Source organism: Promicromonospora sp. NPDC023805 (assembly GCF_040639635.1).
Classification (GTDB): Bacteria; Actinomycetota; Actinomycetes; order Actinomycetales; family Cellulomonadaceae; genus Promicromonospora.
Map to the genome: position 1 here is coordinate 29,075 of NZ_JBFAAH010000007.1, position 26,478 is coordinate 55,552.

General features: G+C 70.1%; 28 protein-coding genes. 12 read left to right on the forward strand and 16 right to left on the reverse strand.

What is annotated here, in order from left to right:
• Positions 1 to 27 precede the first annotated feature (27 nt).
• Genes AB0F70_RS09285 through AB0F70_RS09295 form a run of 3 tightly spaced genes read left to right on the forward strand, consistent with a single transcriptional unit; the run spans position 28 to position 4,414 of the window.
• Positions 28 to 843 carry a sugar ABC transporter permease gene (locus AB0F70_RS09285; RefSeq protein WP_357446565.1) on the forward strand — a complete coding sequence of 272 codons (816 nt, stop codon included), beginning with the start codon at positions 28 to 30 and terminating at the stop codon, positions 841 to 843.
• Entirely contained in the window at positions 840 to 1,745 is a 906-nt protein-coding gene (locus AB0F70_RS09290) for a carbohydrate ABC transporter permease (RefSeq protein WP_357446568.1), read from the forward strand. The genes AB0F70_RS09285 and AB0F70_RS09290 overlap by 4 nt, the downstream gene beginning before the upstream one ends.
• A gap of 23 nt (positions 1,746 to 1,768) precedes the next feature.
• Positions 1,769 to 4,414 carry a family 78 glycoside hydrolase catalytic domain gene (locus tag AB0F70_RS09295; RefSeq protein WP_357446571.1) on the forward strand — a complete coding sequence of 882 codons (2,646 nt, stop codon included), beginning with the start codon at positions 1,769 to 1,771 and terminating at the stop codon, positions 4,412 to 4,414.
• Positions 4,415 to 4,495: 81 nt separating this feature from the next.
• On the opposite strand, the gene AB0F70_RS09300 is transcribed toward AB0F70_RS09295, so the two are convergent.
• Positions 4,496 to 5,080 (reverse strand): LysR substrate-binding domain-containing protein, encoded by a 585-nt coding sequence (locus tag AB0F70_RS09300; protein ID WP_357446574.1) that lies wholly within the window; start codon positions 5,078 to 5,080, stop codon positions 4,496 to 4,498.
• A gap of 34 nt (positions 5,081 to 5,114) precedes the next feature.
• Between AB0F70_RS09300 and AB0F70_RS09305 the strand changes: the two genes are divergently transcribed.
• A complete protein-coding gene (locus tag AB0F70_RS09305; RefSeq protein ID WP_357446577.1) occupies positions 5,115 to 5,525 on the forward strand; it encodes a hypothetical protein in 411 nt (136 codons plus the stop codon).
• A gap of 42 nt (positions 5,526 to 5,567) precedes the next feature.
• Here AB0F70_RS09305 and AB0F70_RS09310 read toward each other — a convergent pair whose 3' ends face one another.
• The 7 genes from AB0F70_RS09310 to AB0F70_RS09340 form a co-directional block, all read right to left on the reverse strand.
• Positions 5,568 to 6,641, reverse strand: coding sequence for an LLM class flavin-dependent oxidoreductase (locus tag AB0F70_RS09310; RefSeq protein ID WP_357446580.1), 1,074 nt, complete (start codon positions 6,639 to 6,641; stop codon positions 5,568 to 5,570).
• 1 nt (position 6,642) lies between these two features.
• On the reverse strand, positions 6,643 to 8,004 hold the full coding sequence (locus AB0F70_RS09315) for an LLM class flavin-dependent oxidoreductase (protein ID WP_357446583.1): 1,362 nt from the start codon (positions 8,002 to 8,004) through the stop codon (positions 6,643 to 6,645).
• Positions 8,001 to 8,804 carry an ABC transporter ATP-binding protein gene (locus tag AB0F70_RS09320; RefSeq protein WP_357446586.1) on the reverse strand — a complete coding sequence of 268 codons (804 nt, stop codon included), beginning with the start codon at positions 8,802 to 8,804 and terminating at the stop codon, positions 8,001 to 8,003. Before AB0F70_RS09320 ends, AB0F70_RS09315 begins: the two co-directional genes overlap by 4 nt.
• Positions 8,780 to 9,634, reverse strand: coding sequence for an ABC transporter permease (locus tag AB0F70_RS09325; RefSeq protein WP_357446589.1), 855 nt, complete (start codon positions 9,632 to 9,634; stop codon positions 8,780 to 8,782). The genes AB0F70_RS09320 and AB0F70_RS09325 overlap by 25 nt, the downstream gene beginning before the upstream one ends.
• Positions 9,631 to 10,743, reverse strand: a complete 1,113-nt coding sequence (locus tag AB0F70_RS09330; protein ID WP_357446592.1) for a PhnD/SsuA/transferrin family substrate-binding protein — start codon at positions 10,741 to 10,743, stop codon at positions 9,631 to 9,633. The genes AB0F70_RS09325 and AB0F70_RS09330 overlap by 4 nt, the downstream gene beginning before the upstream one ends.
• Positions 10,744 to 10,864: 121 nt before the next feature.
• Positions 10,865 to 11,014, reverse strand: coding sequence for a hypothetical protein (locus AB0F70_RS09335; RefSeq protein WP_357446595.1), 150 nt, complete (start codon positions 11,012 to 11,014; stop codon positions 10,865 to 10,867).
• A 145-nt stretch (positions 11,015 to 11,159) separates the two neighbouring features.
• Complete coding sequence (locus AB0F70_RS09340) at positions 11,160 to 11,393, reverse strand: hypothetical protein (protein ID WP_357446598.1); 234 nt, start codon at positions 11,391 to 11,393, stop codon at positions 11,160 to 11,162.
• A 232-nt stretch (positions 11,394 to 11,625) separates the two neighbouring features.
• On the opposite strand from AB0F70_RS09340, the gene AB0F70_RS09345 reads away from it, so the two are divergent.
• The 3 genes from AB0F70_RS09345 to AB0F70_RS09355 all read left to right on the forward strand — a co-directional run bounded on the left by AB0F70_RS09345 (position 11,626) and on the right by AB0F70_RS09355 (position 16,157).
• A complete protein-coding gene (locus tag AB0F70_RS09345; protein WP_357446601.1) occupies positions 11,626 to 13,242 on the forward strand; it encodes an ABC transporter ATP-binding protein in 1,617 nt (538 codons plus the stop codon).
• A complete protein-coding gene (locus AB0F70_RS09350; protein ID WP_357446604.1) occupies positions 13,235 to 15,025 on the forward strand; it encodes an ABC transporter ATP-binding protein in 1,791 nt (596 codons plus the stop codon). Before AB0F70_RS09345 ends, AB0F70_RS09350 begins: the two co-directional genes overlap by 8 nt.
• Positions 15,026 to 15,212: 187 nt before the next feature.
• On the forward strand, positions 15,213 to 16,157 hold the full coding sequence (locus AB0F70_RS09355) for a glycoside hydrolase family 6 protein (RefSeq protein WP_357446607.1): 945 nt from the start codon (positions 15,213 to 15,215) through the stop codon (positions 16,155 to 16,157).
• A 143-nt stretch (positions 16,158 to 16,300) separates the two neighbouring features.
• On the opposite strand, the gene AB0F70_RS09360 is transcribed toward AB0F70_RS09355, so the two are convergent.
• On the reverse strand, positions 16,301 to 17,320 hold the full coding sequence (locus AB0F70_RS09360) for an SGNH/GDSL hydrolase family protein (protein ID WP_357446610.1): 1,020 nt from the start codon (positions 17,318 to 17,320) through the stop codon (positions 16,301 to 16,303).
• 211 nt (positions 17,321 to 17,531) lie between these two features.
• Between AB0F70_RS09360 and AB0F70_RS09365 the strand changes: the two genes are divergently transcribed.
• Entirely contained in the window at positions 17,532 to 18,191 is a 660-nt protein-coding gene (locus tag AB0F70_RS09365) for a GAF domain-containing protein (RefSeq protein ID WP_357446613.1), read from the forward strand.
• Here the strand turns inward: AB0F70_RS09365 and AB0F70_RS09370 are convergent.
• The 3 genes from AB0F70_RS09370 to AB0F70_RS09380 form a co-directional block, all read right to left on the reverse strand.
• Positions 18,179 to 18,565: a multidrug efflux SMR transporter gene (locus AB0F70_RS09370; protein WP_357446616.1), complete on the reverse strand. Its 387-nt coding sequence runs from the start codon at positions 18,563 to 18,565 to the stop codon at positions 18,179 to 18,181. The two genes, AB0F70_RS09365 and AB0F70_RS09370, sit on opposite strands and share 13 nt — an antisense overlap.
• A 34-nt stretch (positions 18,566 to 18,599) precedes the next feature.
• A complete protein-coding gene (locus tag AB0F70_RS09375; protein WP_357446618.1) occupies positions 18,600 to 18,920 on the reverse strand; it encodes an SMR family transporter in 321 nt (106 codons plus the stop codon).
• 72 nt (positions 18,921 to 18,992) lie between these two features.
• On the reverse strand, positions 18,993 to 19,469 hold the full coding sequence (locus AB0F70_RS09380; protein ID WP_357446621.1) for a MarR family transcriptional regulator: 477 nt from the start codon (positions 19,467 to 19,469) through the stop codon (positions 18,993 to 18,995).
• A 97-nt stretch (positions 19,470 to 19,566) separates the two neighbouring features.
• Between AB0F70_RS09380 and AB0F70_RS09385 the strand changes: the two genes are divergently transcribed.
• Positions 19,567 to 20,457 (forward strand): SDR family oxidoreductase, encoded by an 891-nt coding sequence (locus tag AB0F70_RS09385; protein WP_357446624.1) that lies wholly within the window; start codon positions 19,567 to 19,569, stop codon positions 20,455 to 20,457.
• A gap of 20 nt (positions 20,458 to 20,477) precedes the next feature.
• Positions 20,478 to 21,293 (forward strand): hydrolase, encoded by an 816-nt coding sequence (locus AB0F70_RS09390; RefSeq protein WP_357446627.1) that lies wholly within the window; start codon positions 20,478 to 20,480, stop codon positions 21,291 to 21,293.
• A 26-nt stretch (positions 21,294 to 21,319) separates the two neighbouring features.
• Here the strand turns inward: AB0F70_RS09390 and AB0F70_RS09395 are convergent, their stop codons facing one another.
• Both AB0F70_RS09395 and AB0F70_RS09400 read right to left on the reverse strand, forming a co-directional pair.
• Positions 21,320 to 21,730: a barnase inhibitor gene (locus tag AB0F70_RS09395; protein ID WP_357446630.1), complete on the reverse strand. Its 411-nt coding sequence runs from the start codon at positions 21,728 to 21,730 to the stop codon at positions 21,320 to 21,322.
• Positions 21,731 to 21,815: 85 nt separating this feature from the next.
• Positions 21,816 to 22,256 (reverse strand): ribonuclease domain-containing protein, encoded by a 441-nt coding sequence (locus AB0F70_RS09400; protein WP_357446633.1) that lies wholly within the window; start codon positions 22,254 to 22,256, stop codon positions 21,816 to 21,818.
• A 173-nt stretch (positions 22,257 to 22,429) separates the two neighbouring features.
• Between AB0F70_RS09400 and AB0F70_RS09405 the strand changes: the two genes are divergently transcribed.
• The gene (locus AB0F70_RS09405; RefSeq protein WP_357446636.1) at positions 22,430 to 23,011 is read left to right on the forward strand and encodes a DUF2231 domain-containing protein; all 582 of its coding nucleotides are present in this window, start codon (positions 22,430 to 22,432) and stop codon (positions 23,009 to 23,011) included.
• On the opposite strand, the gene AB0F70_RS09410 is transcribed toward AB0F70_RS09405, so the two are convergent.
• The gene (locus AB0F70_RS09410) at positions 22,993 to 23,784 is read right to left on the reverse strand and encodes a glycosyltransferase family A protein (protein ID WP_357446639.1); all 792 of its coding nucleotides are present in this window, start codon (positions 23,782 to 23,784) and stop codon (positions 22,993 to 22,995) included. The genes AB0F70_RS09405 and AB0F70_RS09410 overlap by 19 nt on opposite strands.
• Before the next feature lie 160 nt (positions 23,785 to 23,944).
• Between AB0F70_RS09410 and AB0F70_RS09415 the strand changes: the two genes are divergently transcribed.
• Complete coding sequence (locus tag AB0F70_RS09415; RefSeq protein WP_357446642.1) at positions 23,945 to 25,351, forward strand: deoxyribodipyrimidine photo-lyase; 1,407 nt, start codon at positions 23,945 to 23,947, stop codon at positions 25,349 to 25,351.
• A gap of 30 nt (positions 25,352 to 25,381) precedes the next feature.
• On the opposite strand, the gene AB0F70_RS09420 is transcribed toward AB0F70_RS09415, so the two are convergent.
• Entirely contained in the window at positions 25,382 to 26,431 is a 1,050-nt protein-coding gene (locus AB0F70_RS09420) for a LacI family DNA-binding transcriptional regulator (RefSeq protein ID WP_357446645.1), read from the reverse strand.
• Positions 26,432 to 26,478 lie beyond the last annotated feature (47 nt).

Here is a 26,478-nt window from a genome sequence, read left to right on the forward strand (position 1 = left end):
CCAGCACTACTGGTCTACACACTCGTCATGCTGGCGCCCGTGCTGTGGTCGCTCGCACTCACGCTCTTCGACGGCAATGCCCTCTTCGGTTTCGAGTACGTCGGGTTCGACAACATCGCCGCACTCGCCGGTGACCCACGGATCCTCTCGGCGCTCGGCTTCACGATCAGGTACGCGATCGTGATCACCGTCGGTCAGGTGCTCCTCGGGTACCTGCTCTCTCTGCTCTATGTGTTCGCGTTGCGGCGGGCCTCGGTGATCGTGCGAACCCTCGTGTTCTTCCCTGTCGTCCTGCCGACGGTCGCCGTTGCGCTCATGTTCCAGCAGCTGTTCGCCATCGCGCCGAGGGACGGGCTCGTCAACGAGCTGCTGAACGTCTTCGGTATCGCGAGCGTCGATTGGTTCGGCAGCCCTGAGACGGCCTTCTGGGTGATCGTGATCATGGACATCTGGCGCTCGATGGGCTTCTACGCAGTGCTGCTGTACGCCGGTCTCGTCGACATCCCCGAGGACGTCATCGAGTCCGCACGGCTCGACGGCGCCAGCGGCTGGCGGCTCGTGCGGCACATAGTCCTGCCCCTGTCGCTCCCCGTTCTGCTGTCCTCGGTGATCTTCAGCATCAACGGCACCCTGAAGGTCTTCGACTCCGTTCTGGCCCTGACGAACGGCGGACCCGGGGACTCGACCACCCCGTTGACGCTGTACATGTTCCAGACGTCGTTCACCTACGGCGAGTACGGCTACGGAAGCACGATCGCGCTCGTGCTGACGGTCCTGTGCCTTGGAGTCACGCTCCTGATCTTCCGCAGCTCCCGCGACGACATCACGAAGGCAGCACGATGAGCGCCACCAAGACCTTCACGGTCGACGCAACGGCAAGAACGCCCCGTGCCGTGACAGCCAGGACGCGCCGGATCTCGAAGATCTTGCGCGCCTTGCCGGTCCGCATCCTGGTCGCCGTACTGCTGGTGATCGAGATCTATCCGTTGGTCTGGCTCGTCCTCGGCTCCTTCAAGACCCAGAACGAGTTCCTCACCGAGCCCAGCTGGGCGCTGCCGTCGCAGGTCAACTTCGACAACTACGTCGCGGCATGGACCGAGGGCGACGTCGGCTCGTACATCCGCACCAGCCTCCTCGCCACAGTGCCTTCCCTGGCTCTCATCATCGTCTTCGGCGTGGCGGCCGGTTTCGCACTTGAGGTGCTGGTGTGGAAAGGGCGCAACCAGGTGCTCCTCGCTTTCCTGGTCGGGATCATGGTCCCGGGTCAGATGATCCTGCTGCCACTCTTCACCGCCTATTTCGAGCTCGGGCTCGCGGGCACGCTCTGGCCCCTGATCATCACCTACACCGCGACGGGGCTACCTCTGACCGTCTTCATGATGGCGACGTACTTCCGGGCAGTGCCTCGCGAGGTGTTCGAGGCCGCGGCGCTGGACGGGGCCTCCGTCCTCCGGTCCTTCTGGTCGATCGGATTCCCGATGGTGCGCAACGCGGTGTTCACGGTCGCTCTGGTGCAGTTCTTCTTCATCTGGAACGACCTGCTGATCGCGCTGACCTTCATCACCGGACGGGACCTGCGGACCATCCAGGTCGGGCTCCTGACCTTCTCCGGAGAGTTCGGTCAGACCGCCTACGGCCCGCTCTTCGCCGCGATCTGCATCAACGTCCTCGGGGTGCTGGTCCTGTACCTGTTCCTCAACCAGCGGGTCATGAAGGGCCTGACCGCCGGCTCCGTCAAGGGCTGACCCGACCAATGACCGGAGAACCGATGCCTCAGCATCCCCATGCCCAGATCCGGACAGATGAAGTGCGCCTGACCGCGGCGCGGCCTCATCGACCGACCATCGAGCACCACCGTGTCCCGTTCGGGATCGGTGAAGCGCTGCCGCGTGTCAGCTGGGTCACGAGCGCCCCGTCGGGATGGGCACAGGTCGGGGTGGAGCTGCGGCTCCAGCTCAACGGACGGACCTGGCTCCACGAGATCGTGACGGGTGACTCCGTGCTGGTCGCCTGGCCGTTCGAGGCCCTCGAGTCACGGGACCGTGGTGAGCTCTCGGTGCGTGTGTGGGGTGAGGGCGGTGACCGGAGCGAGTGGAGTCCCCCCACCACGATCGAGGCCGGCCTGCTCCAGCCCTCGGACTGGGTAGCGACCCCCATCGGCGTGGGCTGGAGCGAGGATTCCCAGGACGCTCGGCCCCCTGCGCTCCTCAGGACCGAGTTCGAGATCACTGGAACCGTTGTACGAGCGCGGCTGTATGCGACCGCACACGGTCTCTACCAGGCCGAGATCAACGGCGCCCGAGTAGGCGACGACGAGCTCTCGCCGGGCTGGACGAGCTATCGCAGCCGGCTTCGCTACTACAGCTACGACGTGACCGACCTGGTTCGGAGTGGTCGGAATGCGATGGGGGCATGGCTCGCGGACGGTTGGTTCCGAGGTCGGCTGGGCTTCGACGGGGGACACGTCGACCTCTACGGCGACCAGACCGCGTACCTGGCCCAGCTGGAGGTCACGCTGTCGGACGGGCGGCGTCTCGTGTTCGCGACGGACGAGTCATGGCTCTGCGCCAGGAGCCCCATCCAGTCGAGCGGGCTGCTGGAGGGCGAACATCATGACGCCGCCACAGAGCCGCGCGGGTGGTCCAGTCCCGGGTTCGGCGACCCGGAGTGGACGCCGGTCGGCCCACGACGGATCGACCTCACGACCCTCGTCGCACCGCTCGGCCCACCAGTGCGGTGCACGGAAGAGCTGCACCCGACTGCGGTCGATCGTCGTGCCGACGGACGGATCGTCCTCGACTTCGGCCAGAATCTCGTCGGTCGCCTGCACATATCGGTGCAGGGGAGTCCCGGCGACGTCATCCGCATCCGGCACGCCGAAGTCCTCGACCACGACGGCGAGCTCTGCACCCGGCCCCTTCGCGGCGCGTACTCGACCGACTCCTACGCCCTGCGAGGCGACGGTCCTGAGAGCTGGGAACCACGATTCACCATCCACGGCTTCCGGTATGCCGAGATCACCGGGTGGGGTGACCGAGACGTCCAGGGCGCGATATGGGCCCGGGTGCTCCACACCGACATGAGACGGACTGGATGGTTCGAGACGTCGGACGCCGACCTCAACCGACTGCACGACAACGTCGTGTGGAGCATGCGTGGCAACTTCGTCGACCTGCCCACCGACTGCCCACAGCGCGACGAACGCCTCGGCTGGACAGGCGACATCCAGGTCTTCGCCCCGACCAGCACCTTCCTGTACCAGTGCGGCGGGCTGCTGTCCTCCTGGCTCCAGGACGTCAGCGCGGAACAGCTGCCCGACGGCACCGTGCCGTGGTACGTGCCCGCCATACCCGGCGGGGAGCAATGGACTCCTCCACGGCCCGGCGCAGGCTGGGGCGACGCGGCCGTACAGATCCCTTGGACGCTCGGCGAACGCTTCGGCGACACCGGCGTACTGGAACGGCAGTACACGAGTGCGCGTGCCTGGGCCGATCTCCAGAACCGACTTGCCGGCGAGCATCACGTCTGGGACCAGAGCTACCAGCTCGGGGACTGGCTCGATCCCTCGGCGCCCCCGGACGACCCCGCGAGAGGGCTCACGGACCCCCACCTCGTGGCTACTGCCTACTACGCTCGTTCGTCCGACGTGCTCGCCGCCACCGCGCAGCGGGTCCGGCCGGACGACGTCGCAGAGCTCGAGGCGCGGGCAGCCGCCGCACGGCGCGGATTCCGTACGGCATACCGGACCGGGCCAGGCCGTCTGGCCTCCGACTCCCAGGCCGCCTACGCTCTTGCGATCATGTTCGGCCTCTTTGACGAGGACGAGCTACCGGCGGCGGGGGACCGTCTGGCGGTCCTCGTGCAAGAGGCGGGCCATCACCTCACGACCGGCTTCCTGGGAACCCCGGTGCTGCTGGACGCCCTGACCAGGACGGGTCACCGGGACACCGCTCACGCACTCCTCCAGCAGCGCACGGTGCCTTCTTGGCTCTATCCGGTCACGATGGGTGCCACGACGGTGTGGGAGCGTTGGGACAGCCTGCTCCCGGACGGGTCGGTGAACCCGGGTGACATGACCTCGTTCAATCACTACGCCTTCGGTGCGGTTGCCGACTGGATGCACCGTGAGGTCGCCGGGATCGCCTGCGCCGAGCCCGGATGGCGCCGAATCAGGTTCCGACCTGGGGTCGAGAGCGGATTGCTCTGGGCGACCGCGGCTCATGAGACTCCCTATGGGCGCGCCTCCATCCGGTGGGAACACGGTGTCGATGGCCTTCAGATCGAACTCGTGGTGCCGACGGGGGCTGCGGGCGTGCTCGAGCTTCCTGGGCTGCCGGTCCGGGACCTCGACCCTGGTCGACATTCGTTGCTGCTGCCGACCCCGCGTCCCGTAGGAGCGCCCAGTTCCCCGTGATCCCCGGGATCCAGGGCAGATGTGCGTCCTCACCCATGACCCCGAGTTCGACCTCCCGCTGCTCACCGCCGAGCGACCCGATCAGGCGTGTGGGTCCCCTGCGTGACCAGGCTGGTCGCTCACCAGCGCACGCAGCTCTGCGACGGTCGTGTCGCGCATCCAGCTGTGGGCGGCGTCTCCACTGTTGCGCGCGTGCCAGCTGACCGTGAGGGACAGCTCGGGTATCGCGAGCGGCAGAGGCGCGGTGGTCAGGCCGAGTGCGTCGATGTCCTGCTGGCAGAACCACTCGGGAACGGTCGTCACGCAGCCTGTGGTGTGGACGATGCGCAGGGCGGCGGTGCTGGTAGGCGCGGTCGCTCTCACCGTGCGGACAAGGTTCAGCTCGCGGAGAGCGTCGTCGACAGGGTCCGCGAGTCGTCCGCGCCGGGAGACGTTCACGTGCGTGGCCGCGGCGTACGCCGCGGCGGTGACCGGCTCGCCGGCCAGGGGGTGGTCGCTGCGCATCGCGACGACGAAGCTGCTCGTGGCGATCGTCCGCGATTCCACGTCTGCGGTGGTCCCTGCGGTCGACCCGATCTCGATGTCTGTGCGTCCGGTGCGCAGCCCTTCCGTGTCGGTGCTGGTCTCGGCGAGGAACCGGATGCGGACGTTCGTCCTCAATGCCACCCCGGGCGAAACCTCCCTGGAGCGTCTCTCGGCAATGAGGGAGGAGCTTGCCGGCAAGATCCTCGTCGACGTCAGCAACGGGGTCGAGCGTGGCGAGAACGGGATGCCAGGGACGCTGACCTATCCGGGCTCCAGCCTGGGGGAGAAGCTGCAGGAAGCCCTCCCGGACACGAAGGTCGTGAAGACACTCAACACCATGTTGTTCACGGTCATGGCGAACCCCGGCAGCCTGAGCACACCTGCGACGGTGTTCGTGTCCGGAGATCACGCCGACGCCAAGGCCACCGTCACCGGGCTGCTGCACGACCTCGGGTGGCGCCATGGTTCGATCCTCGACCTGGGTGGCATCCGCACCGCCCGCGGCCCGGAGGCGATGGTCCTGTTCGTCCCCGATCTCATTGCGGCGCGCGGACTCGCTCCGTTCGCGATCACAGTGGCGTCCTGAGGGTCCCCGAGCCGGGGAGCTGCCGCCCGACCGACCAGGTGCCTACCCGCGGAGCAAGGGCACCAGCTCCGATCCCTGACGCTCGATCTCGGGCAGGTACGGGGTGTCGGACAGCACGAAGTGGGTCACGCCCAGCCGTTCGTACTTCCGCAACGCCTCGGCGACCTCGGACGCCGTCCCGACGAGCCAGGTGGTCCCGGCACCGCCGCCCCCGGCTCGTCCCGGAGCCGTGTACAGGATGTCGTCCAGGACGTCGCCGCGCTCGGCCAGCTCCAGCAGCCGCCGCTGTCCGACGGCGGAGGGGCTGCCCCAGCGGCGACCACCCGGCTGCTCGTGGTCCGCCCGGGCGGTGAGCTGGGCGACCTTCGCCTCGGCATCGGCCCACGCCTCCTCGGTCGTGTCCCGCACGAGCGTCGTGATGCGCAGGCCGAACTCCAGCGGCGCGTGCTCGCGCCCCAGCTGCGTCTCCAGGGTGCGTAGGCGGCCGATCCGTTCCGCGATACCGTCCAGCGGCTCGCCCCAGAAGAGCTGCACGTCCGCCTCCGTGGCGGCGACCCGCTCGGCCGCCGCCGACGCCCCGCCGAAGTAGAGCCGCGGATGGGGGCGGCCCGGACGGGCCGCCGGGCGCAGGTCCAGCGTCGAGTCCGTGACCTGGAAGTGCTCGCCCGCATAGGTGACCGACTCCTGCGTCCACAGCCGCCGCACGATCTGCAGGAACTCCTTGGTGCGCGCGTACCGGTCCGCCTGGTCGCCCTCGGCGTCGCCGTACGCGGCCAGGTCGTCCTGGCCCGACACGATGTTGAGGCGCACGCGCCCGCCCGACAGGTGATCCAGCGTGGCGGCAGCCGAGGCCAGGTGGGCCGGCCGCCAGTACCCCGGCCGGACGGCGACGAGGGGCTCGAACGTCGTCGTCCGCGCGGCCAGCGCGGTGGCCACCGTGAACGTGTCCGGGCGGCCCCAGCTCGTGCCCAGCAGGGCTCCGTCCCAGCCGTGCCTCTCGAGCTGCGTGGCGTGCTCGGTCAGCGTGTCGAGGCTGTTGTGTCCAGCGGTGGCGTCGTCCCCGCGGTGGCCCGGGTGGGTCTGGTTGGGGATGTACCAGAGGATGTCGTCGGCCATGTCAGGCTCCCGTCGTGGTGCGCTGGAGCGTGGCGTACCGGTTGGCGGGGCGGGCCAGCCCGTAGTGCTCGCGGAGGGTGGTGCCCTCGTACTCGCTGCGGAACAGCCCGCGCTCGCGCAGGATCGGCAGGACGTGCGTGGTGAACTGCTCCAGGCCGGACGGCAGCGCGGCGGGCATGATGTTGAACCCGTCGGCGGCCTCGGCGTCGTACCACTCCTGCAGTGCGTCGGCGACCTGCTCCGGGGTGCCCGCGAAGGTGCGGTGCCCGCGCCCGCCGCCGAGCCGCCCGATGAGCCGGCGTACCGTCAGCCGCTCGCGCCGCGCGAGCTGCACGATCAGCGTGTAGCGGCTCTTGGCGCCCTCTATCTCGTCCTCGTCGGGCAGGTCGGCCGGCAGCTCGCGGTCCAGCGGCAGGTCCTCGGGCGCCAGCCGTAGCGTGCGGGCGAGCTGGCGCTGCGCGTACTCGGGCAGGATGAGCTCGTCGAGGTCACGCTCCTTCGCGAGGGCCTCGGCCTCGGTCGCGCCGATCACCGGCACGATGCCGGGCAGGACGCGCACCCCGTCGGCGTCCCGCCCGGCGGCCACGGCGCGCGACTTGAGGTCCCGGTAGAACGCCTGGGCGTCCCCGAGGCTCTGGTGGGCGGTGAAGACTGCCTCCGCGTGCCGGGCCGCGAGGTCCTTGCCGTCCTCCGACGACCCCGCCTGCACGATCAGCGGCCGGCCCTGCGGCGACCGCGGCACGTTGAGCGCCCCGGCGACCGAGAAGTACTGCCCGACGTGCTCCGGCGGATGGATCTTGGCGCTGTCGGCCCAGACGCCCGCGGCCTTGTCGGCGACTATCGCGTCGTCCTCCCACGAGTCCCAGAGCTTGAACGCGACGTCGAGGAACTCGGCGGCCCGCGCGTAGCGCTCTGCGTGCGCGGGCTGGTCGTCCAGGCCGAAGTTCCGGGCGATCTCCGGACCCGCCGTCGTCACCACGTTCCAGCCCGCGCGGCCCGCGGACACGTGGTCGATCGAGGCGAACCGCCGCGCCAGGTTGTACGGCGAGTTGTAGGTGGTCGACGCCGTCGCGATGAGCCCGATCCGCTCGGTCGCCGCCGCGATCGCGGTGAGCACGATGAGCGGGTCAAGGGTCCCCGCCGGACGGCGCCCCACGTCGCCCTGCAGCCCCGGCCCGTCCGCGAAGAAGATCGAGTCGAACCGCCCGCGCTCCGCGATCTGGGCGAGGCGGCGCAGGTGGCCGATGTCGTGGCCGGTCGCGTCCGGGCTGCTCTCCGGCAGACGCCAGGACGCCTCGTGGTGGCCGCTGCTCATGAGGAAGGCGTTGAGATTGAGTCGTCCGGGGCGGTGGTTCGTGGTCATGGGGTGTCCTCTCGGTCCAGGCCGAGCGCGTCGAGCAGCTCGGCGCGCAGTGTGCGGTGCGTGTCCTGGTCGACGGCGTCGTGCGTCGTGGCGGACGGGGTACGGCGTTCCAGCACGATGCGCCCCGCGTCGAGCACGACCACCCGGTCGGCCAGCACTATCGCCTCGTCCACGTCGTGCGTGACCATCAGGACGGTCGGCCGGTGCCGCCGGAGCAGGTCGCGGAGCAGGTCGTGCATGCGCAGCCGGGTCAGCGCGTCGAGCGCGCCGAACGGCTCGTCCGCGAGCAGGAGCTCCGGGCTGCGGGACAGCGACCGGGCCAGCGACACCCGCTGCTGCTCACCGCCCGACAGCTCGTTCGGCCAGGCCCGTTCACGTCCGCCGAGCCCGACCTCGGCCAGTGCGGCGCGGCCGGCCGCGCGGGCCTCGTTCGGCGCGGCCTCGTGCCCCAGCACCACGTTGTCGAGCACCCGCGCCCAGGGCAGCAGCCGCGAGTCCTGGAAGACGACGGACACGTTGCGCGGCACCTGGACCTGCCCCGACCCGTGGACGTCGTGGTCGAGCCCGGCGAGCGCCCGCAGCAGGGTGCTCTTTCCGGACCCGGACCGGCCGAGGATCGCGACGAACTCGCCCTCGGCGATCTCCAGGTCGAGCCCGTTGAGCACCCCGGCGGGCGTCCCGTAGGTCCGCACCAGGTCGCGCACGACGACGGCGGGGCGGCCGTCGGCCGGGTCGCGCACGTCCAGGTGGGCACCGTCTCCGGTGCCGGCAGCGGTCAGTCCTCCAGCGTGCGTCGCCATGTCAGCGCCTTCCTCTGCAGCAGCCGGACGGAGTAGTCCGCGGTGTAGCCAAGGACGCCGTAGACGACGAGGCCGACAAAGATGACCTCGGTCTGCCCGTAGGTGCGCGCGAGCTCCATCATGTAGCCGATCCCGGCGGTGCCGTTGACCTGCTCGACGACGACGAGCGCGAGCAGCGAGCCGGTCACGGCGAAGCGCAGGCCGAGCAGGAACCCGGGCAGCGCACCGGGCAGGACGACGCGTGTGACGAACTGGCGGCGCCCGAGGCGGAGGGTCTCGGCGAGCTCGACGTACCGCTTGTCGATCGACCGCAGCCCGTTGTGGGTGTGGATGTAGATCGGGATGAACACGCCGAGCGCGATGGTGATCACCTTCATCTCCTCGCCGATCCCGAACCACAGGATGAGCAGCGGCAGCAGGGCCAGGTTCGGGACGGCGCGCTTGACCTGGATCGGTCCGTCGAGGAGTGCCTCCCCGATGCGGCTCAGGCCAGAGAGGAGGGCGAGCACGACCCCGGCCAGCACGCCCCAGACCAGCCCCTGCGCGGCCCGGGTCAGCGAGACCCACAGGTTCTCCAGGAGGTTGCCGTCCACTGCGAGGTCCACGCCCGTTGTCACCACCGTCCACGGAGCCGACAGCACGCGGGGGTCGATGAGTCCGGCGGCCGAGCCCACTGTCCAGACCGCCAGGAGCAGCACGATGCCCGAGCCGGCCGCCAGGGGCACCGGCTTGCGCAGACCGAGACGGCGGATCCGGGGGCGGACGTCGGTCGCCGGCTGTCGTACCGGACGCTCGAGGGCTACTCGGTTCGTCTGGACGAGGGCGGTCACTGTGTGCCCCAGGCCTGCTCGGCGGCCTCGCCCGCGACCGGGCCGAACCGCTCGTCGAAGAGATCCGCGGCCTGCAGCGCCGGCCGGTCGAGCTCCTCGGCGAGCAGGTCGATCGTCTCCTGGGTGCGCTCGATCCCGTCGGAGAGGTCGGACGGGACCTCGGGCCTTGCCGCGGTGTCGATGAGGTGCTGCGCGTCGTCGTCGGTCAGGCCCTGGTCCTCGACGTAGTACTTCTCCTTCCAGATCTCGGGGTTCTCGTAGATCCACACCCGCGCCTGGGCCCACGCGGCGACGTACTGGCGCAGAGCGGCCGCCTTGGCCGGGTCACGCACGACGTCGGTCGGGCCGTAGAGATGGCTGGGGTCGTCCCGCAGGCCGTGCCGGAGCGACGTGGCGCCGTCGGCCCCGTACTTGTCGAGGTAGCGCAGCAGCGCGGTGCCGCCGACGGGGGCGACGTCGACCTCGCCTGCCGCGAGCGCGGTCGGGTACACGTCGCCGGTGGAGGGCAGCTCGACCAGCTCGACGTCGTCCTGCCTGAGCCCCGCCGATCGCAGGGACTTCAGGACGAGCGATCCCTGGGCCTGGCCGGGGCTGAACGCGATCCTCTTGCCGCGGAGGTCCGACAAGTCGTCCAGCTCCACGCCGGGAGCGCCCGCGAGCTCGTAGACCGGGTACTCCTGCCAGTCCTGGCGGTACTGGGAGGCGTAGATCTGCACGTCGAGGCCGGTCCAGGCGGCATGGATCGGGGGTATCTCGGCGACCGCGCCGATGTCCAGGGCACCCGCGTTGAACGCCTCGATGGTCTGCGGGCCGCCGGAGATGTTGGCCCACTCGATCTCGAAGTCGAAGTCCGAGTCGATCTCGTCGCCGGCCAGCTCGAACGCCTTCTGCGTCGTCGGGTCGCCGATCGCCAGGGTCGTACCGGCGGGGACCTCGGTGGGCAGCGCCGCAGCGGGGGAGAGGCCGCCCTGGACGTTGGCCTCCGCGCCTGCGGCGCAGCCGGAGGCCAGCAGGACGAGGGCCGTGACGGCGACGAGGGCTGTGGTCGTGGTCGCGCGGCGGTGGGTGGTCGCGCGGCTCGCGGCCACGCCGGCAGGTCTGTGGGGCATGGGTCGTCCGATCGTCAGTTCTTGGGTATGGCGGGGCGGCCCTGCCGGTCGGGAGGTCCGAGACTCAGGGCTGTTCGTGGGATCTCGGGCGAGAGGTCCCGGTCAGGTGACGGGCGAGCGGTCAGAGGTCCGTGCGGTCACCGGTGCGGTGGTGGATGCGGTCCGTGCGGACCGGCGGACAGGTGCGGTATCCGTCGTCGGATCCGCAGTGCCGCATCAGGAGGTCTTCCAGCGCGTACAGGCCGAGGTTCACGGCGGGCTGTGCGGTCATGGTGCGCTCCTCGCGACGTCGTTCTCGTGATGTCGTTCTCCTGATGAGGCCGAGGTATAGGCGCCAGCTCGGAGCTTGACCAGAGTCCGGGTCATAGCTCTCACTATCTGGACACTCGCGCCTGCGATCACCACAACCCGTACGGCTACCTGCTGGGCGGCGACGAGCTCGACGACGTCCTGCTGGAGCTGGGCCTGCGGCGAGCGGCCAGCATCTGGCGCAACCACACGGCGACCGAGCCGAACGCGCCGCGCGGCGTGTACGGCAGAGCGTGCATGGCGTTCGTGCTCATGGACCCCACCGCGCGGGCCCGCGGGTGCCCGACGACCAGGCGGTGCTGGCCGCCGTCGTCGTCGGGGTCCTTTGTGAAGCCGATCACAAATGGGTTTCTCTATCGACGTGCTGCTGCGAGGATCTGTCGGATGGCCAGCAACGGTGCCGAGCGACGGGGGTGACGCATGGCGCGCCTTCGCGACTGGCTGGACCGTACGACCGAGACCTGGTCGCCCCCGACGGCCCGTGACCTGAGGGGCCCTTTCCGTTTCCTCGCCTGGCTCGTTCGATCGCAGGCAGGACGCGTCGCCTCCGGTGCGGCGCTGGGGATCTGCTGGATGGTCGGCCTCGCGATCCCGCCCTGGGTGCTGTCCCGTGTGGTGGACGACGGACTGGTCGCCCGCGACGCCGTCGTCGTCGCCGGCTGGACGGGGGTCCTTCTGGCGGTCAGCGTGCTGAACGCGCTGCTGGCGATCGCCCGGCACCGCACGATGACCAAGGTCCGGATGGATGCGTCCTTCCGCTCGGTCCGGGCGACGGTATGGCACACGTCCCGCCTGGGTGCCTCGCTGCCGCGTCGGGTGAGCGCCGGGGAGGTCGTGACGATCGGCATCACCGACGTCCAGATCGTCGCGCAGGCGCTGACCGTCACGGGGCCTGGTATCGGCGCGGTGGTGGCCTACGCCGTCGTCGCGGTCATGCTGTTCACCATCTCACCGTTGCTGGCTGCCGTGATCCTCGCAGGGGTTCCGCTGCTCGCAGTCGCTGTGGGTCCTCTGCTGCAACGCATCGAGCGAACGGGTGGGGAGTACCGCCTGCACCAGGGACGGCTGACGACCCGGCTCGTCGATGTGCTGGGCGGCCTTCGCGTGCTCAACGGCCTCGGCGGGAAGGCGTTCGTGGCCGAGCGCTACGAGCTGCAGTCACAAGGACTCGTGGATCGCGGCTATCGGGTCGCCGGACCCTCCAGCTGGGTCGGCGCGCTGTCAGGCGGTCTGCCGGCGCTGTTCCTGGCGGTCGTGGTCTGGTTGTCGGCGCGGCTGGCCGCGGCTGGGGAGATCACGATCGGTGACGTCGTCGCGGTCTACGGCTATGTCGCGGTGCTGGTGGTTCCTGTGGCGTCGCTCATCGAGAGCGGTGGGGACATCGCTCGCGCCCGGGTGGCGGCTCGGCGCATCATCGGCCTGCTGGAGCTGCCGGTCGCTCAGGACGGCGACGGTCATCCGGCCTCGCTGCCACCGGGCTGTGGCCCGCTCGTCGATCCAGCGTCCGGCGTCACCGTTCGTCCCGGCCTGTTCACGGTGCTGGTGGCAGCGCGCCCGGGGGAGACAACCGCGGTGATCGAGCGGCTCGGGCACCTTGGCGCCGATCGTGAATCGGGCGTGACGTGGGCCGCCGTACGGATCGACCGCGTCGCCCGCGACGAGCTCAGGAGCCGGATGGTCGTGGCCGACCACGATGCCGAGGTATTCGCGGGCAGCGTCCGCGACCTCGTCCCGGGACGCCTGGATCCTGACGAGAGCCGGGTGCGCGAGGCCCTCCACGTGGCCGTGGCAGACGATGTGGTCGAAGCGCTGCCTGGCGGTCTGGACTCCGCGATCGCCGCCGGCGGCAGTGATCTTTCCGGCGGGCAGCGGCAGCGCATCCGTCTTGCTCGGGCCGTGTACGCCGCGCCGGACGTCCTGCTCGCCGTCGACCCGACCTCGGCGGTCGATGCGAAGACCGAAGCGACGATGATCGACCGGCTCCGCGAGGCCAGGCGTACCAGGACGACGGTGATCACGACGACGTCGCCGCTCGTGCTGGACCGCGCCGACGAGGTCATCGTCCTCGTCGACGGCCGGGTCTCGTCGGTCGGGACGCACGTCGAGCTGCTGCGCAGCGATCCCGAGTACCGCGAGCTGGTGTCCCGCCCCCAGGGCAGCGACGGGGCCAAGGGCGCGGCCGATGAGTAGGCAGCTGCCGGTTGCGGGTTCCGGCAGCGTCCGGGCCGCGGTGGTCCGTGACCTGGGCGCGGACCGCCGCGCTGTGGTGGCGGTGGTCGTGGTCAACGGACTCGCCTCGGCGACAGGGCTGGCCGGCCCGTGGCTGCTGGGCCGGATCATCGACACGATCCAGGCCGGACCCGCTGATGTGCTCAGCGCGGTGGACCGGCTGGCCCTCGGCGCGCTGCTGTTCACCATCGCGCAGACAGTGCTCTCGTGGTGGGCGCTCAAGCTCGGCTACCGGTTCGGTGAACGTACTGCGGCACGCGTCCGTGAACGATTCCTGCGGCGAGTCCTGGCGCTGCCACCACGGGTCGCGGACCATCTGCCGTCCGGCGATCTGATCGCGCGCGGGAGCACCGATGCCTCCCTGGTCGCGATGACCCTGCGGTCCGCGGTACCCGAAGTTCTAGTGGCGGTCGTCCACGCCCTGTTCCTCATGGTCGCGGTACTCGTCCTGGACCCGCGGCTCGGGTTGTGCGGGCTCGTCTGCCTGATCGGTGTCGGAACGGCGGTGCGCTGGTACCTGCACCGCGCCAGACCCGCTTACCTGGAGGCCGCCGCGGCCCGCGGGGAGCTGGCCGACGTCGTCGCCGGCACCGCCAGGGGCGCTCGCACGATCGAGCTGCTCGGGCTGGAACGCCGTCGGGGACAGGCGGCGGAAGCCGCCATCACTCGGGCGCGGTCCGCGAACCTGCGGACGCTGTGGCTGAGAACTGTCCTGTTCCCGTGGGCCGAGATCTCGTTGGCGCTCCCCGTGATCGGAGTGCTGCTGATCGGCGGCATCCTGTACGCCGACGGCCTGGTCAGCCTCGGCGTCGTGGTGACCGCGACGGTGTACCTGCGCCAGCTCGTCGGCCCGCTCGAGACCCTGATGTTCTCGGTCGAGCAGCTCCAAGGTGCCGCCGCCTCCTACGCACGAGTCGAAGGCGTGGCGGACGTCTCCGACGCGGAGCCCCAGCCGCACACCGGGGGTCGCGACGTCAGCGACGAGGAGCAGGGTGATCGCATCCGGGTGAACAACGCTCACTACAGCTACACGGGAGCGCGCGACGTACTGCACGGGATCGATCTGCTGGTGGAGCCCGGAGAGCGGCTGGCCATCGTAGGAACCTCCGGAGCGGGAAAGTCGACGCTCGCGCGTCTGCTCGCCGGGCTCGACCGGCCGCACACCGGTTCGGTGACCATCGGGGGTGTACCGGCCGCCGACCTGCCGCCCGACTACCTGCGCGAGCACGTAGTGCTCATCACTCAGGACCATCACGTCTTCCACGACACCGTGCGCGACAACCTGCGTATCGCACGGCCGGACGCGACAGATCAGGAGCTGCACACCGCGTTGGACGCGGTCGGTGCCGTGTGGGTGGTCGACCTGCCCCACGGGCTGGACACCGAGGTCGGCCACGACATCACCCTCGACGGCGCCCGCGCCCAGCAGCTCTCCCTGGCACGAGTCGCGCTCGCCGATCCCCACACCCTGATCCTGGACGAGGCCACCGCACAGCTCGACCCCGGGAGCGCCCGACGGACAGAACGATCACTGGCGGCCGTGCTGCACGGCCGGACGGTCATCGCGATCGCCCACCGGCTGCACACGGCGCACGACGCCGACCGGATCGCTGTCATGGAAGCCGGCGAGATCGTCGAGCTCGGCACTCACGACGAGCTCGTCGACGCGGGAGGCGCCTACGGCAGGCTCTGGCAGGCGTGGCACTCGGGATCCTCGAGACCGCCGTCGGACGATCGGCCCTGACCGACGGCGGCGCCCGTCCGAGAGCGAGCCACCGCCGTGTCGTGACGTGGATGGGCGCTACGCCGGCACGATCGTTCTTGCTCGGAAGGGCGCTGATGAATTGACGTGGCTGTAGCGGGTGGCCCACCGTCTCGCCAACGGGAGTCCTTCAACGAGGAAGGGCTCGGGAGTCAGAGAGGACTCCGGAATGCGCATCCTGAAGACCTTCGCCGCGGTGTTGGCGGCGACCATCGTCCTGCTGCCGGCCGCACCCGCTGCGGCGGCCGACCCGGTCGGTCTGACCAGTGGTTTCTACGTCAATCCCGACTCGCTGCCCGCGACCTGGGCCCGCAACAACTCCGGTGATGCCCGGGCGCTCCGGATCCAGACCTCGATCGGGTCCAAGCCGATCGCCCGCTGGTTCGGCAACGATGCCGCGATCGGCACCAAGGTGGCCGGCTACGTCGGAGCGGCGGACGGGCAGGACAAGCTGCCGGTCCTGGTCGCCTACAACATCCCGGACCGGGACATCTGCGCGGGCCACTCCGGTGGTGGTGCGGGCAGCGTCAGTGCGTACCGGACCTGGATCTCCAGCTTCGCGGCGGGGATCGGCAGCAAGCCGGCAGTGGTGATCATCGAGCCGGACGCGCTGAACGGGATGGACTGCATGTCCCAGACGCAGAAGGAGGAACGGCTCGGCATGTTGCTCTACGCGACCCAGATGTTCCTGGAGAAGGCACCGAACACCTACGCCTACCTCGATGCCGGGAACGCGGGCTGGACCAACGCGTCGACGATCGCCTATCGGCTGAACCAGGCCGGGATCGGCAACATCCGCGGCTTCTCGGTGAACGTCTCGAACTTCTACACGACCAGCGAGTCGATCAGCTACGCGAGCTCGGTGAACGGCTACCTCGGTGCGACGAAGCCGTTCGTCGTCGACACCAGCCGCAACGGCAACGGTCACGGCGACGGCTGGTGCAACCCGGCCGGCCGCAGGCTCGGCGTGACCGCACAGAGCGGCGGCGGCGCGGAGATGCGCCTGTGGGTCAAGACCCCCGGCGTCTCCGACGGGCCGTGCGGAACCGCACCGTCCGTCCCGGCCGGCACGTTCGATCCTGGTCTCGCGGTCCGGCTGATCGACGGCTCATGACCCACGCCCTGGACCGATCGGCTGGGTGACCGCGTCGAGGCGCACCTCGCGCAGGGCGCCGTCGGCAGCGGAGGAGATCTTGGCGATCAGCTCCACCGACGCCGCCCTGCGCGAACTGTCGCCCGGCTAGGTTCGAGAGTCCATCAGGCCTCGTTGCCCACCTCGGCCCACCACGCGTCGAAGTCGATGCCCCTCTCCTTGGCCAGTTCCTCCAGACCAGCCTTGGTCGGGGGCTGGAAGAGCTTCGGCTTGATCTTGCGGTCGGCGTCGGCGTACTTCCGCTGAAGATTCGCCTGCTCTGCAGCGCCGTCCTCGGCCTCGGCGAGCACTTCACTGGTCACGCTGACGCTCGCGCCGGTCAGGACGCCGCTGACCAGCGGGGTGTAGCCGCTGGCGTGGCCGAGGCGGTTGGGGTGGAAGGACTCCTGCTGTGGGCTCGAGTAGCCGTTGATCCACTCGGTCGAGTCGCACACGGCGTGGCCGGTGAACCGGCTGACCGGGTTCACGAAGGTGAACCCCTTGGCGGAGGCGGCCGTCGAGGTGACCGAGTTGGTGAGCACGACGGCGTTGTTGAGCGCCGTCTGGTCCTCCGGGCTGAAGAAGGTCGCGAGGTTGCAGTCCTCACCCATGAAGATCTTCGGGTAGCCGACGACGACCACCTTCGCGTCGGGCGCCCTCGTCCTGATGGAGGCGTAGAGCGTGCTGAGCCGGCTCGGGAGGGTGTTGGAGATGAACGCACGCGCCGCGGCGACCGTCCCGGCACAGTCACTCGCCCACGCCGGGAGGGCGCACTCGCTGAGTACGTCGGCGAATCCGGCGTCGTTGCCACCGACCGAGATGGTGACATACCTCGTGCTCGAGCTCAGGGCGCTGAGCTGGGTGTTCGCCACGTCGGCCACGACTGCTCCCGAGCAGGCCCGGAGGTTGAGGGTGTAGCTCTTGGCTGCCGCGGTCAGGCTGGCGTAGGCGTAGACCGAGCGCAGGCACTGGGTGCCGTCGGCGATATAGGCCCTCGTGCCGGTGCCCGAGGAATAGGAGTCGCCAAGGGCGACGTAGGACTCGCCGGCGGCGTAAGACGGCAGGGCCGACGTCGTCACCAGCCCGACCGTGGCAAGGCTTGTCGCCGCCATGACGGCGACGATGCGGAACAGGCGTAGCTTCATGGGGCTGCTCCCAAAGGTCCGCCGAGTCACTCCAGCGTGACTCGATCGCTTCCTTTATAGGAGATTTAACGCAAACAACGCAATGTCGAACAAATGAAATCCCCAAGATTTCGTAAGACCCTTGGACCTGTGACCCGCAGGCAGGCGAAATGCGCCATGCGACCGGAGCGGTGTGATGTGAGACTGGGGTGGCCTAGGGGGGTGATGCACAGTGGATCCGACGCAGCTTCTGGCCTCGTTCGCACGGTCGCTCGCCAAGGCCGATATCGAGCGTCCGTTGTCGATGCGGCTGTGTGAGGCGTGCGTGGACACCTTCCGGGCGCAGGGCGGGGCTCTCACCCTCTCGACGGCGTCGGGGGAGCGGGTGGCGGTGAGCACCCCGGGTGTCTTCGAGGAGCTCGAGCCGCTGCAGAAGATCCTGGGTGAGGGCCCCGTGCAACGGGCGATGGCCGAGGACCGGCTGGTGGTCATGCATATCGACGGCGCGGACGAGTACTCCGTCTTCTCCCAGCTGGCCGAGTCGGCCGGCGGCGCGGTGACGCTCTACGCGGTGCCGATGCGGGCGGGCGGCGGCGTCGTCGGGGCGTTCAGCCTCTATGTGACGGCCGATCCGGAAGGCCGCAGCGCGCAGGACCTGCAGTTCATCGCGGACGCTGTCGCGGCGTCGTTGTACGAGGACGGCGGAGGGCCCGACTGGACCGAGGACGACCAGCTCAACCAGGCCATCGGGATGGTCGCCGCTCAGCTGTGGGTCAGCCCGGACGACGCGCTCGTGGTGATCCGGGCGCACGCCTTCTCCCGGTCGACGAGCCTGCTGTCGGTCGTGGCGGACGTGCATGACCGGCGTCTGGTGTTCTCTCACGAGGAGTAGGGCGTGGCGCGGTCGGAGAGCTTCAGCCAGACGACTCCGCCGATGATGACTGCCAACCAGAACGCCTTGACCAGGGTCAGGGTCTCGTCGAAGAAGACCGGGCCGAGGAGTGCGGCGCCGACCGCGCCGATGCCTGCCCACACGGCGTAGCCGATCCCGACGTCGATCCTCTTCAGGGCGACGCTGAGGAAGAACAGGGTGAACAGGAAGAACACTATGGCGACGGTCGACCAGAGGGGATGGGTGAACCCCTCGCTTCCGTTCACGCTGAGGGCGTAGCCGACCTCGAAGAAGCCGGCCACGAGCAGAGCCAGCCAGGAGCCGGTCCGTCCACGGGTGGACGTCGGTGCCGATACGGGTGTGGTGGTAGTCATCAGATGCGTCCCTACGGTGGTCGGGCGGGTGGGCTTACGCGGTTCCGGCGAGGTTGAGTCCGACGACACCGGTGATGACGACGGCGATGCCCAGGAGCTTCTGCCACGTCAGTCGCTGGGAGAGAAAGAGCGCGCCGACGACGACGATCCCGACGCCGGCCAGCGAGGTCCACAGGGCGTATCCGACGCCGACGTCGAAGGTCAGCAGGGTGAGGCTGAGGAAGAAGGTGGCGATCGCGCCGCTGACGAGCGTGCCGATCGTCCACGGAACGTTCTTGAAGCCTTCAGCCTTGCCTGCGGCGAGGCCTACAGCGACCTCGAAGATGACGGCGATGCCGAGGTAGAGCCAGCTCATGGTGACCAACCTTCAATGTCTGTACATGCATGTATGTGGGGTCAAGGTGTGGCCGACGCGCCTGCCTGCGACTCAGGGCTTGAGCAGCGCCTCGACGTCCTGGAGGGCGCGCCCGAGCTGCGCCGTGTCCGTGTTCGGGAAATGGGTCGAGGCGGAGGTCAGGAGCTCGGTGACGCGATCCTCGTAGGGGGACCGCGCACGCTGCACCAGCGCCTCGCCCTGTTCGGTGATGACCGCATAGACGCCGCGGCCGTCGTCCTCACAGAGGTCCCTGCGCATGTACCCCTTTGTCTCCAGGCGGCTGACCAGGCGCGTCGCCGAGCTCTGGTTCAGGCCGACCTGCTGTGCGAGATCGTTGACACGCAGCTCCTTGTCGGACGCGTGGCTGACGAGGGCCAGGGCACGGAACTCGGTGAGCCCGACTCGATAGGTGTCCGAGAGCCACCGGTCGAGGCTCGCGTCCACCGCGGAGGTGAAGGCGGCGACCTTCGACCAGGCGGTGCTGATGTCTCCCAGGAGCGGCCCGCTCGAAGGTGCCTGCATGTGCATGCACGTAACCTAGCACACCCTTCGCCAGTTCTGGTGCGAGTCGACGCCGCTCCTTGCATGCTGGATGCTCCGCCCGAAGTCGACAGGGGAGTGACACATGTCGGACCAGACCACGCCGCAGGACCCCACCACCCAGCACCCGCAGCCGGAGCAGCCGGCGGACGACCTGCAGCCGCCCGGCCGTACGGGAGACATGTCGCAGGAGCCGGACCACGGGGAGTCCACGTATCGGGGATCCGGCCGGCTGGACGGCAAGCGGGCGCTGATCACTGGCGGTGACTCCGGCATCGGACGAGCGGTGGCGATCGCGTTCGCGCGCGAGGGCGCCGACGTCGCGATCTCCTACCTGCCGGAGGAGGAGCCGGACGCCCGGACGACGGCGCACTGGGTCGAGGACGCGGGCCGCAAGGCGGTGCTGCTGCCGGGCGACATCCGGGACGAGGAGTTCTGCGGCCGGCTCGTCGCCGACGCGGCGGACGGGCTCGGGGGCCTGGACATCCTCGTGAACAACGCCGCGTACCAGATGTCCCAGGACGAGGGGCTGCGCGGTATCACGACGGACCAGCTCGACCGGGTGCTGAAGACCAACGTCTACGCGCTGTTCTGGATCACCAAGGCCGCGCTGGACCACCTGCCCGAGGGCGGGTCGATCATCAACACGACGTCGGTCCAGGCGTACGAGCCCAGCCCCCAGCTGCTCGACTACGCCACGACCAAGGCGGCGATCCTCAACTTCACCAAGGGGCTGGCGCAGCAGCTCGCGCCGGAAGGCATCCGCGTCAACGCGGTGGCGCCGGGGCCGATCTGGACCCCCCTGATCCCCGCCACGATGCCGGAGGAGAAGGTGGAGCAGTTCGGCGCCGACACGCCGTTGGGCCGCCCCGGCCAGCCCGCCGAGCTGGCGCCGGCGTACGTGTTCTTCGCGTCCCAGGAGTCGAGCTACATCACCGGCGACCGCATCGGTGTGACCGGCGGACGCCTGCTGTAGCGGGCGAGGGGAGCTGTCGCGTGACGTTCTGGATCTGCGCCAGGTGCGGCGTCGAGCACGAGAAGCGGCCCGCCGTGTGCGCCATCTGCGCCGACGAGCGCGAGCTGGTGCCGGCCGACGGGCAGCGCTGGACCACCCTCGACGAGCTCGCTGCCGAGGGGCAGAGCATCGCCGTCGAGGAGCTCGAGCCCGACCTGTACGGCCTCACCACCATGCCCGACGTCGGTATCGGCCCCACCGCGAAGATCGTCCGCACCGCCGGCGGCAACCTGATGTTCGACGTCCCGGCCTACCTCGACGACGCGGCGGTCGCCGCGGTCCACGGTATGGGCGGGCTGGCGTACATCGTGGCGAGCCATCCGCACATGTACGGGGTGCAGGTCGAGTGGAGCCGCCGGCTCGACGGCGTCCCGGTCCTGGTCAGTGAGGCCGACGCCGGCTGGCTCGCCCGGTCCGACGACGCCGTCGAGCTCTGGAAGGAGGACCGAGAGATCTTGCCCGGCATCACGCTCAGCCAGCCCGGCGGGCACTTCCCGGGCTCGACGGTGGCGCACTGGGCGGCCGGGGCCTCGGGCAAGGGCGTGCTGCTGGGCGGCGACACGATCTTCGCCAACCCCGACCGGACGTCCGTCTCGTTCATGCGCAGCTACCCGAACCGGATCCCGCTCTCGGGTGCGGTCGTGCTGCGGATCGCGCACCACGTCAGGCGGTTCGAGTTCGACAGGCTCTACAACAACTTCCGGGGCGCCATCCCCGTCGACGCGCGCGAGGTCGTGCTGCGTTCTGCGGAGCGGCACGCGGCGTGGGCCCGGGGCGACTTCGATCACCTGACCTGATCCGGCCGCGGGCCTCGGGCCGAACCTCAGTTCAGCTCGAGCAGGATCCCGTCCGCGGACTCCGAGCCACCGGGCCCGTGCTCGCGGACGATGGCGACTATCTCGTCGAACAGCGTCGGGCCCTCGCCTCGTCGCGCCGCATCGAGCCTCGCCTCGAAGGCCGCGCGGTTCGACGGATCGACGCCGGGCAGCAGCCGCTCCAGCCGACGGGCCGTCTCCGCGTGGCCGAGCGCCACCCGGGACGCCTCCGAGGCGACCCACCTCAGCGTCCAGCCGCCGTCGGGGGTCCCGTACCCCCCGCGGAGCACGTCGTTGAGGGCATCGAGGTTCCCTCGCCAGGTGTACCCGCTCAGCAGCCGGGAGAACTCACTGGCGAAGCCGTCGAGGTCGCCGAACCGCGTCCCGTCGACGACGAGCACGGGGAGGTCACGAGTCATGGTCCGAGGCTATCCGTCCGCTCAGAGCCGGGTCCGTGCGCTGCGTCCGGCCCTTGACAGGGCCGGACGCAGCACACGGGCCAGGTCACATCTTGTAGAAGTCGCCGTAGTGGTTCGGCGAGAAGTAGAGGTCGCCGTTGGTGCGGTCCAGGATGAGCCGGTAGGACTGCCGCGCGGCGTTGCAGGCACGCGGCGTGACGTCGAACTCGAGGTAGGAGTGGCCGGCGGGGAGCTGACCCTCGGAGTTGCGGTGCACGCCGCCCGCGAAGTTGCACTGGCCGTTCGGCCAGCTGACCCAGCCGCGCGTGCTCGGGTAGCCCTTGGAGCTCCAGATCGAGTTCGAGGAGTACGCCTCCGCGCAGCCGCTGTGCGTGCAGGAGTTGAAGACGCTCGCGTCGGCCGGCTGCGCGACGGTGACGCCGCCGGCGACGAAACCGACCATGGCGGTCAGGACGACGAGCATCCTGAGCATCGTGGACACGGCGCTGTGCTTCTGGATGGACGCGGTGCTGTGGTTCTCGGACACGTTGTTCCCCTCTCGGTTGGGACTACCGGGGGGAATACTGGCCCGCCTACTCGACGCGGACCCGACGACACACCCACGTGCGGGTGAATTTTACCTGTCCGTATTGTCCGGCCGAGATGCATGAGCCTGCCCCATCGGCCCAGGTCGAGCGAGTGGCGGCAGACGTGGTTAGCGTGAACGTGCCAGCTCAGCAGAAGCTGACTCCGCCGTCGACCGGCGGGCTCGTCACGTCGGAAGGGTGCGAGATGGAGAGCAGAGCCAAGGCCGCGGGACACGCGGTCCATCAGCAGCTGATCGTCTTCCCGCTCGGGCTGCTCGCGACCGCTGTCGTCTTCGACGTGATCGGTCTGGTGGCCGACGACGTCCGGTTCGCCTCCGCGTCGTATCTCATGATCGCGGCAGGCCTCGTCATGGGGGTCGTCGCGGCGGTGTTCGGCCTGATCGACTACCTCGCGATCCCTCGTGGTACCCGGGCCAGGCGCATCGGGTTCCTGCACGGCATCGGGAACCTCGTCGTGCTCGTCGTGTTCTTCGTCAGCTGGCTGCTGCGGACCGGGGCCGAGAACAACGTTCCGAGCGCCGCGGCGCTCGTCCTCGGCCTGCTGGCGCTCGGGATCTCGGGCGCCACCGCATGGCTGGGCGGGGAGCTGGTGGACCGGCTGGGCGTGGGGGTCGACGACGACGCAGGCCTGGACGCCCCGACCAAGCTCACCACCGGCATCTCGGTACGCCGCCCTCACGGCGCGGGGACCTGACCGGGCAGCGGCCAGCGGCGTCGCCACCGCTCCCACGGAGGTGAGACCTGCCAGTTGATGCGCAGGGTGTGCCAGGCGCGATCGAGGCGCCGACGTCGCTGCCGCCGCCCGCGCAGGCTGCGCGCGGACACCCCCACCCGCCACGAGCGGTCGAGCCGGATGCGTCGGTGCGGGCCGAGCCGGAACGCCAGGTCGAGGTCGTCGTGCACCTCCGAGTCGTCGCGCACGACGTCCTGGCGTACGGCTCGCCACGCGCTGGAGCGCATCGCCATGCACGACCCCCACAGGGCGGTGTGCCCGACCGCGAGGTGGCAGAGCGCGTAGTACGACCCCAGGTAGGCGACCGACGCAACGGTCCGCAGGCCCCGTGGTGCGTCGTAGAAGCTGCCGGTCCCGGTGAGCGCGTCGAGGCCCTCATCGGCGGACATCCGTTCCACCACCGTCTGCACCCACCGTGGGCCGGGCCGGGAGTCGGCGTCGAGCCGCGCGATGACCGCGCCTCTTGCGACGTCGTACCCGGTCGCCGCCGCGGCGGGGATCCCGATGCGCGGTTCGCCGACCACCACGGCGCCCCAGCGGTGCGCCACCGCGGCGGACGAGTCGGTCGAACCGTTGTCGACCACTACGACCTCCAGCGGCGCCACGGTCTGGCGCGCGAGCAGGGACAGGCACACGTCCAGCTCCCGCGCGTCGTCGCGTACGGGGACGACCACCGACACGGTCGGCGTGCACTCAGGCGTCACGAGGCCGCGGTCGGCGGTGACACGGCGCATGAGCGGCTCCGGCGAGGTTCGGGACGGTGGCCCTCCAGTGTCGCCCTGAGCCCTGCCGCCCGCACGATCTCACTCCGCCGTTGCCGGGTCCGCCGCTGCCGGGTCCGGCCTAGTGACGCGGATGGCAGCACGCACGTGTCACGGTTACGTTGGTGCGGACATGACCGAGTCCCCGGCCCTGGTGTGGTTCCGCCGCGACCTCCGCGTGGCCGACCAGCCCACGTTCCTCGCCGTCGGCGAGAGCTCGCCCGCTCTCGCCCTGTTCGTGCTCGACCCGCACCTGCTCAAGCCCGCGGGGGAGGCACGGCTGTGGTTCCTGTACGGCTGCCTGCGCGAGCTGAACCAGAGCCTTGGCGGCCGCCTCCTGGTCGTCGAGGGAGACCCGGTGGACGTCGTCCCGCAGGTAGCCCGCGAGGTCGGCGCCGGGACGGTCCACATCGCTGCCGACTTCGGGCCCTACGGCCAGGACCGGGACCGTGCAGTGGAGCGTGCGCTGGCCGAGGAGGATCGCGAGCTGGTGCGTACCGGTTCTCCCTACGCGGTGGCGCCGGGCCGGGTCCGGTCCGGGGACGGCGGCCGCTACCGCGTGTTCACCCCGTTCAGCAGGGCGTGGGCCGACCACGGCTGGCGCGCCCCGGCAGACACCGGAGCCGGCTCCCTGGACTGGATCGACCCTGCGACGGTCGGGGTGCGGGCGGCGGCGGTGCCCGCCCCGCCCGCCGTCGACGCGGACCTGCCCGAGCCCGGCGAGGCGGCGGCGAGGCGCCGCTGGCAGCAGTTCCTGCAGGATCATCTCCAGGAGTACGCGGAGGGCCGCGACCGGCCGGACCAGCCCGGTACCTCACGCATGTCGGTCTACCTGAAGTACGGCTGCGTGCATCCCCGCACCCTGCTCGCCGACCTCGCGGATCGGACGTCGGACGGGGCGCGGTCGTACCGCAACGAGCTCGCGTGGCGCGACTTCTACGCGGACGTCCTCGACCAGCGCCCGGACTCCGCTCGTCGTAACTACGACCGCGCCTTCGACGCGCTCGAGACCGACTCCGGGCCGGACGCCGACCGGCTGTTCGCCGCCTGGCAGGAGGGGCGCACCGGGTTTCCCGTCGTCGACGCCGGGATGCGGCAGCTCCTGGCCGAGGGATGGATGCACAACCGGGTGCGCATGATCACCGCATCGTTCCTCGTCAAGGACCTGCACCTGCCGTGGTGGTGGGGCGCCAGGCACTTCATGCGCCTGCTCGTCGACGGCGACCTCGCCTCCAACCAGCACGGCTGGCAGTGGGTGGCCGGCAGCGGCACCGACGCGGCACCGTTCTTCCGGGTGTTCAACCCGGTGCTGCAGGGCGAACGGTTCGACCCGGACGGCGACTACGTGCGGACCTATGTCCGGGAGCTCGCGGACGTGCCCGGTAGAGCGGTGCACAAGCCCTGGACACTGCCAGGAGGCCCGCCGGCCGGATATCCGTCGCCCGTCGTGGACCACAAGCACGAACGTGCGGTAGCCCTGGACCGCTACGAGGCCGTCCAGGAGGCCAAGCGCAGCAAGCCCGGAGGCGCTGCGGGCTGAGCCGGCCGGCTGGTCGCCGGGCGAGCGGGGCTACGCGGGCCGCGTCGACTCCCGGACCACGAGCCGCGCGGGGATGGTCACCTCGGCGGTCGGCTCGGACGCCGCCTCGGGCTGCTCGCTCGAGTGAGCGGCCATCCGGGACTCCAGGAACCGGAGGACGGTGGCGGCGATCTGCTCGTTGCCAGGGTCGACGGAGGTGAGCCGTGGCGTGGTGAACTCCGTCTCGTCGATGTTGTCGAACCCGACGACCTGGACGTCCGTTGGAACGCGGATCCCGAGGTCCCCGAGGGCACGCAGCGCACCGATGGCCACGACGTCGGTGGCCGCGACGATGCCGTCGAACGCGACGCCGTCGTCGGCGAGACGGCGGACCGCCGCGTAACCGGACGCCATGTCCAGCAGCCGGACCGGCGCGACGAGCCGCTCGTCGAGCGGGACACCCAGGCGGGCGTGCGCCTTGTAGTAGCCCAGCGTGCGCAGCGTCGGCATGTCCTGCTCCGTCGTGCCCTGCCGCCCGCCCAGCATCACTATGCGACGGGACCCTCGTTCGAGCAGGTGTGCGGTGGCGGTCGCGGCGCCCTCGACGTTGTCCATCATCACGTGGTCGAACGTCCGGGGGAGCGGGCGCTCGCCGACGAGCACCACCGGCGTCCGGAAGTTGAGCTGCTCCAGGTCGGGCGGGTTGAGCCCGACGACGGTGATGATCACACCGTCGTACATGCGGAGGCGGGCGAACGAGGCGGCAGCGAGCTCGTCGGCCCGGCTCAGGCCCGAGCGCTGGACGACGAGGTGCCTGCCGGTGGGCTCCAGGGCGTCGGCGAGGCGGGTCGCGAGCTGGCCGAAGTACGGCCGGTCGAGCTCCGGCACCAGCAGGCCTATGGCGTCCGTGCGGCCCGCCCGCAGGTTCCGCGCGGTGGGATTCGCCTGGTAGCCGAGCTCGGCGACCACGTCCAGCACGCGCTCGCGGGTCCGCGGCGCGACCCGAGGGAGCCCGTTGATCACCTTCGACACGGTGGTGGTCGAGACCTGCGCCGCCCGTGCGACGTCGCCGATGGTCACCGCACGTGGGCCGGTACTCATACGAACTTTCCTCACCGTCTCGACCGCAGGACGCCTCTTGACATCCG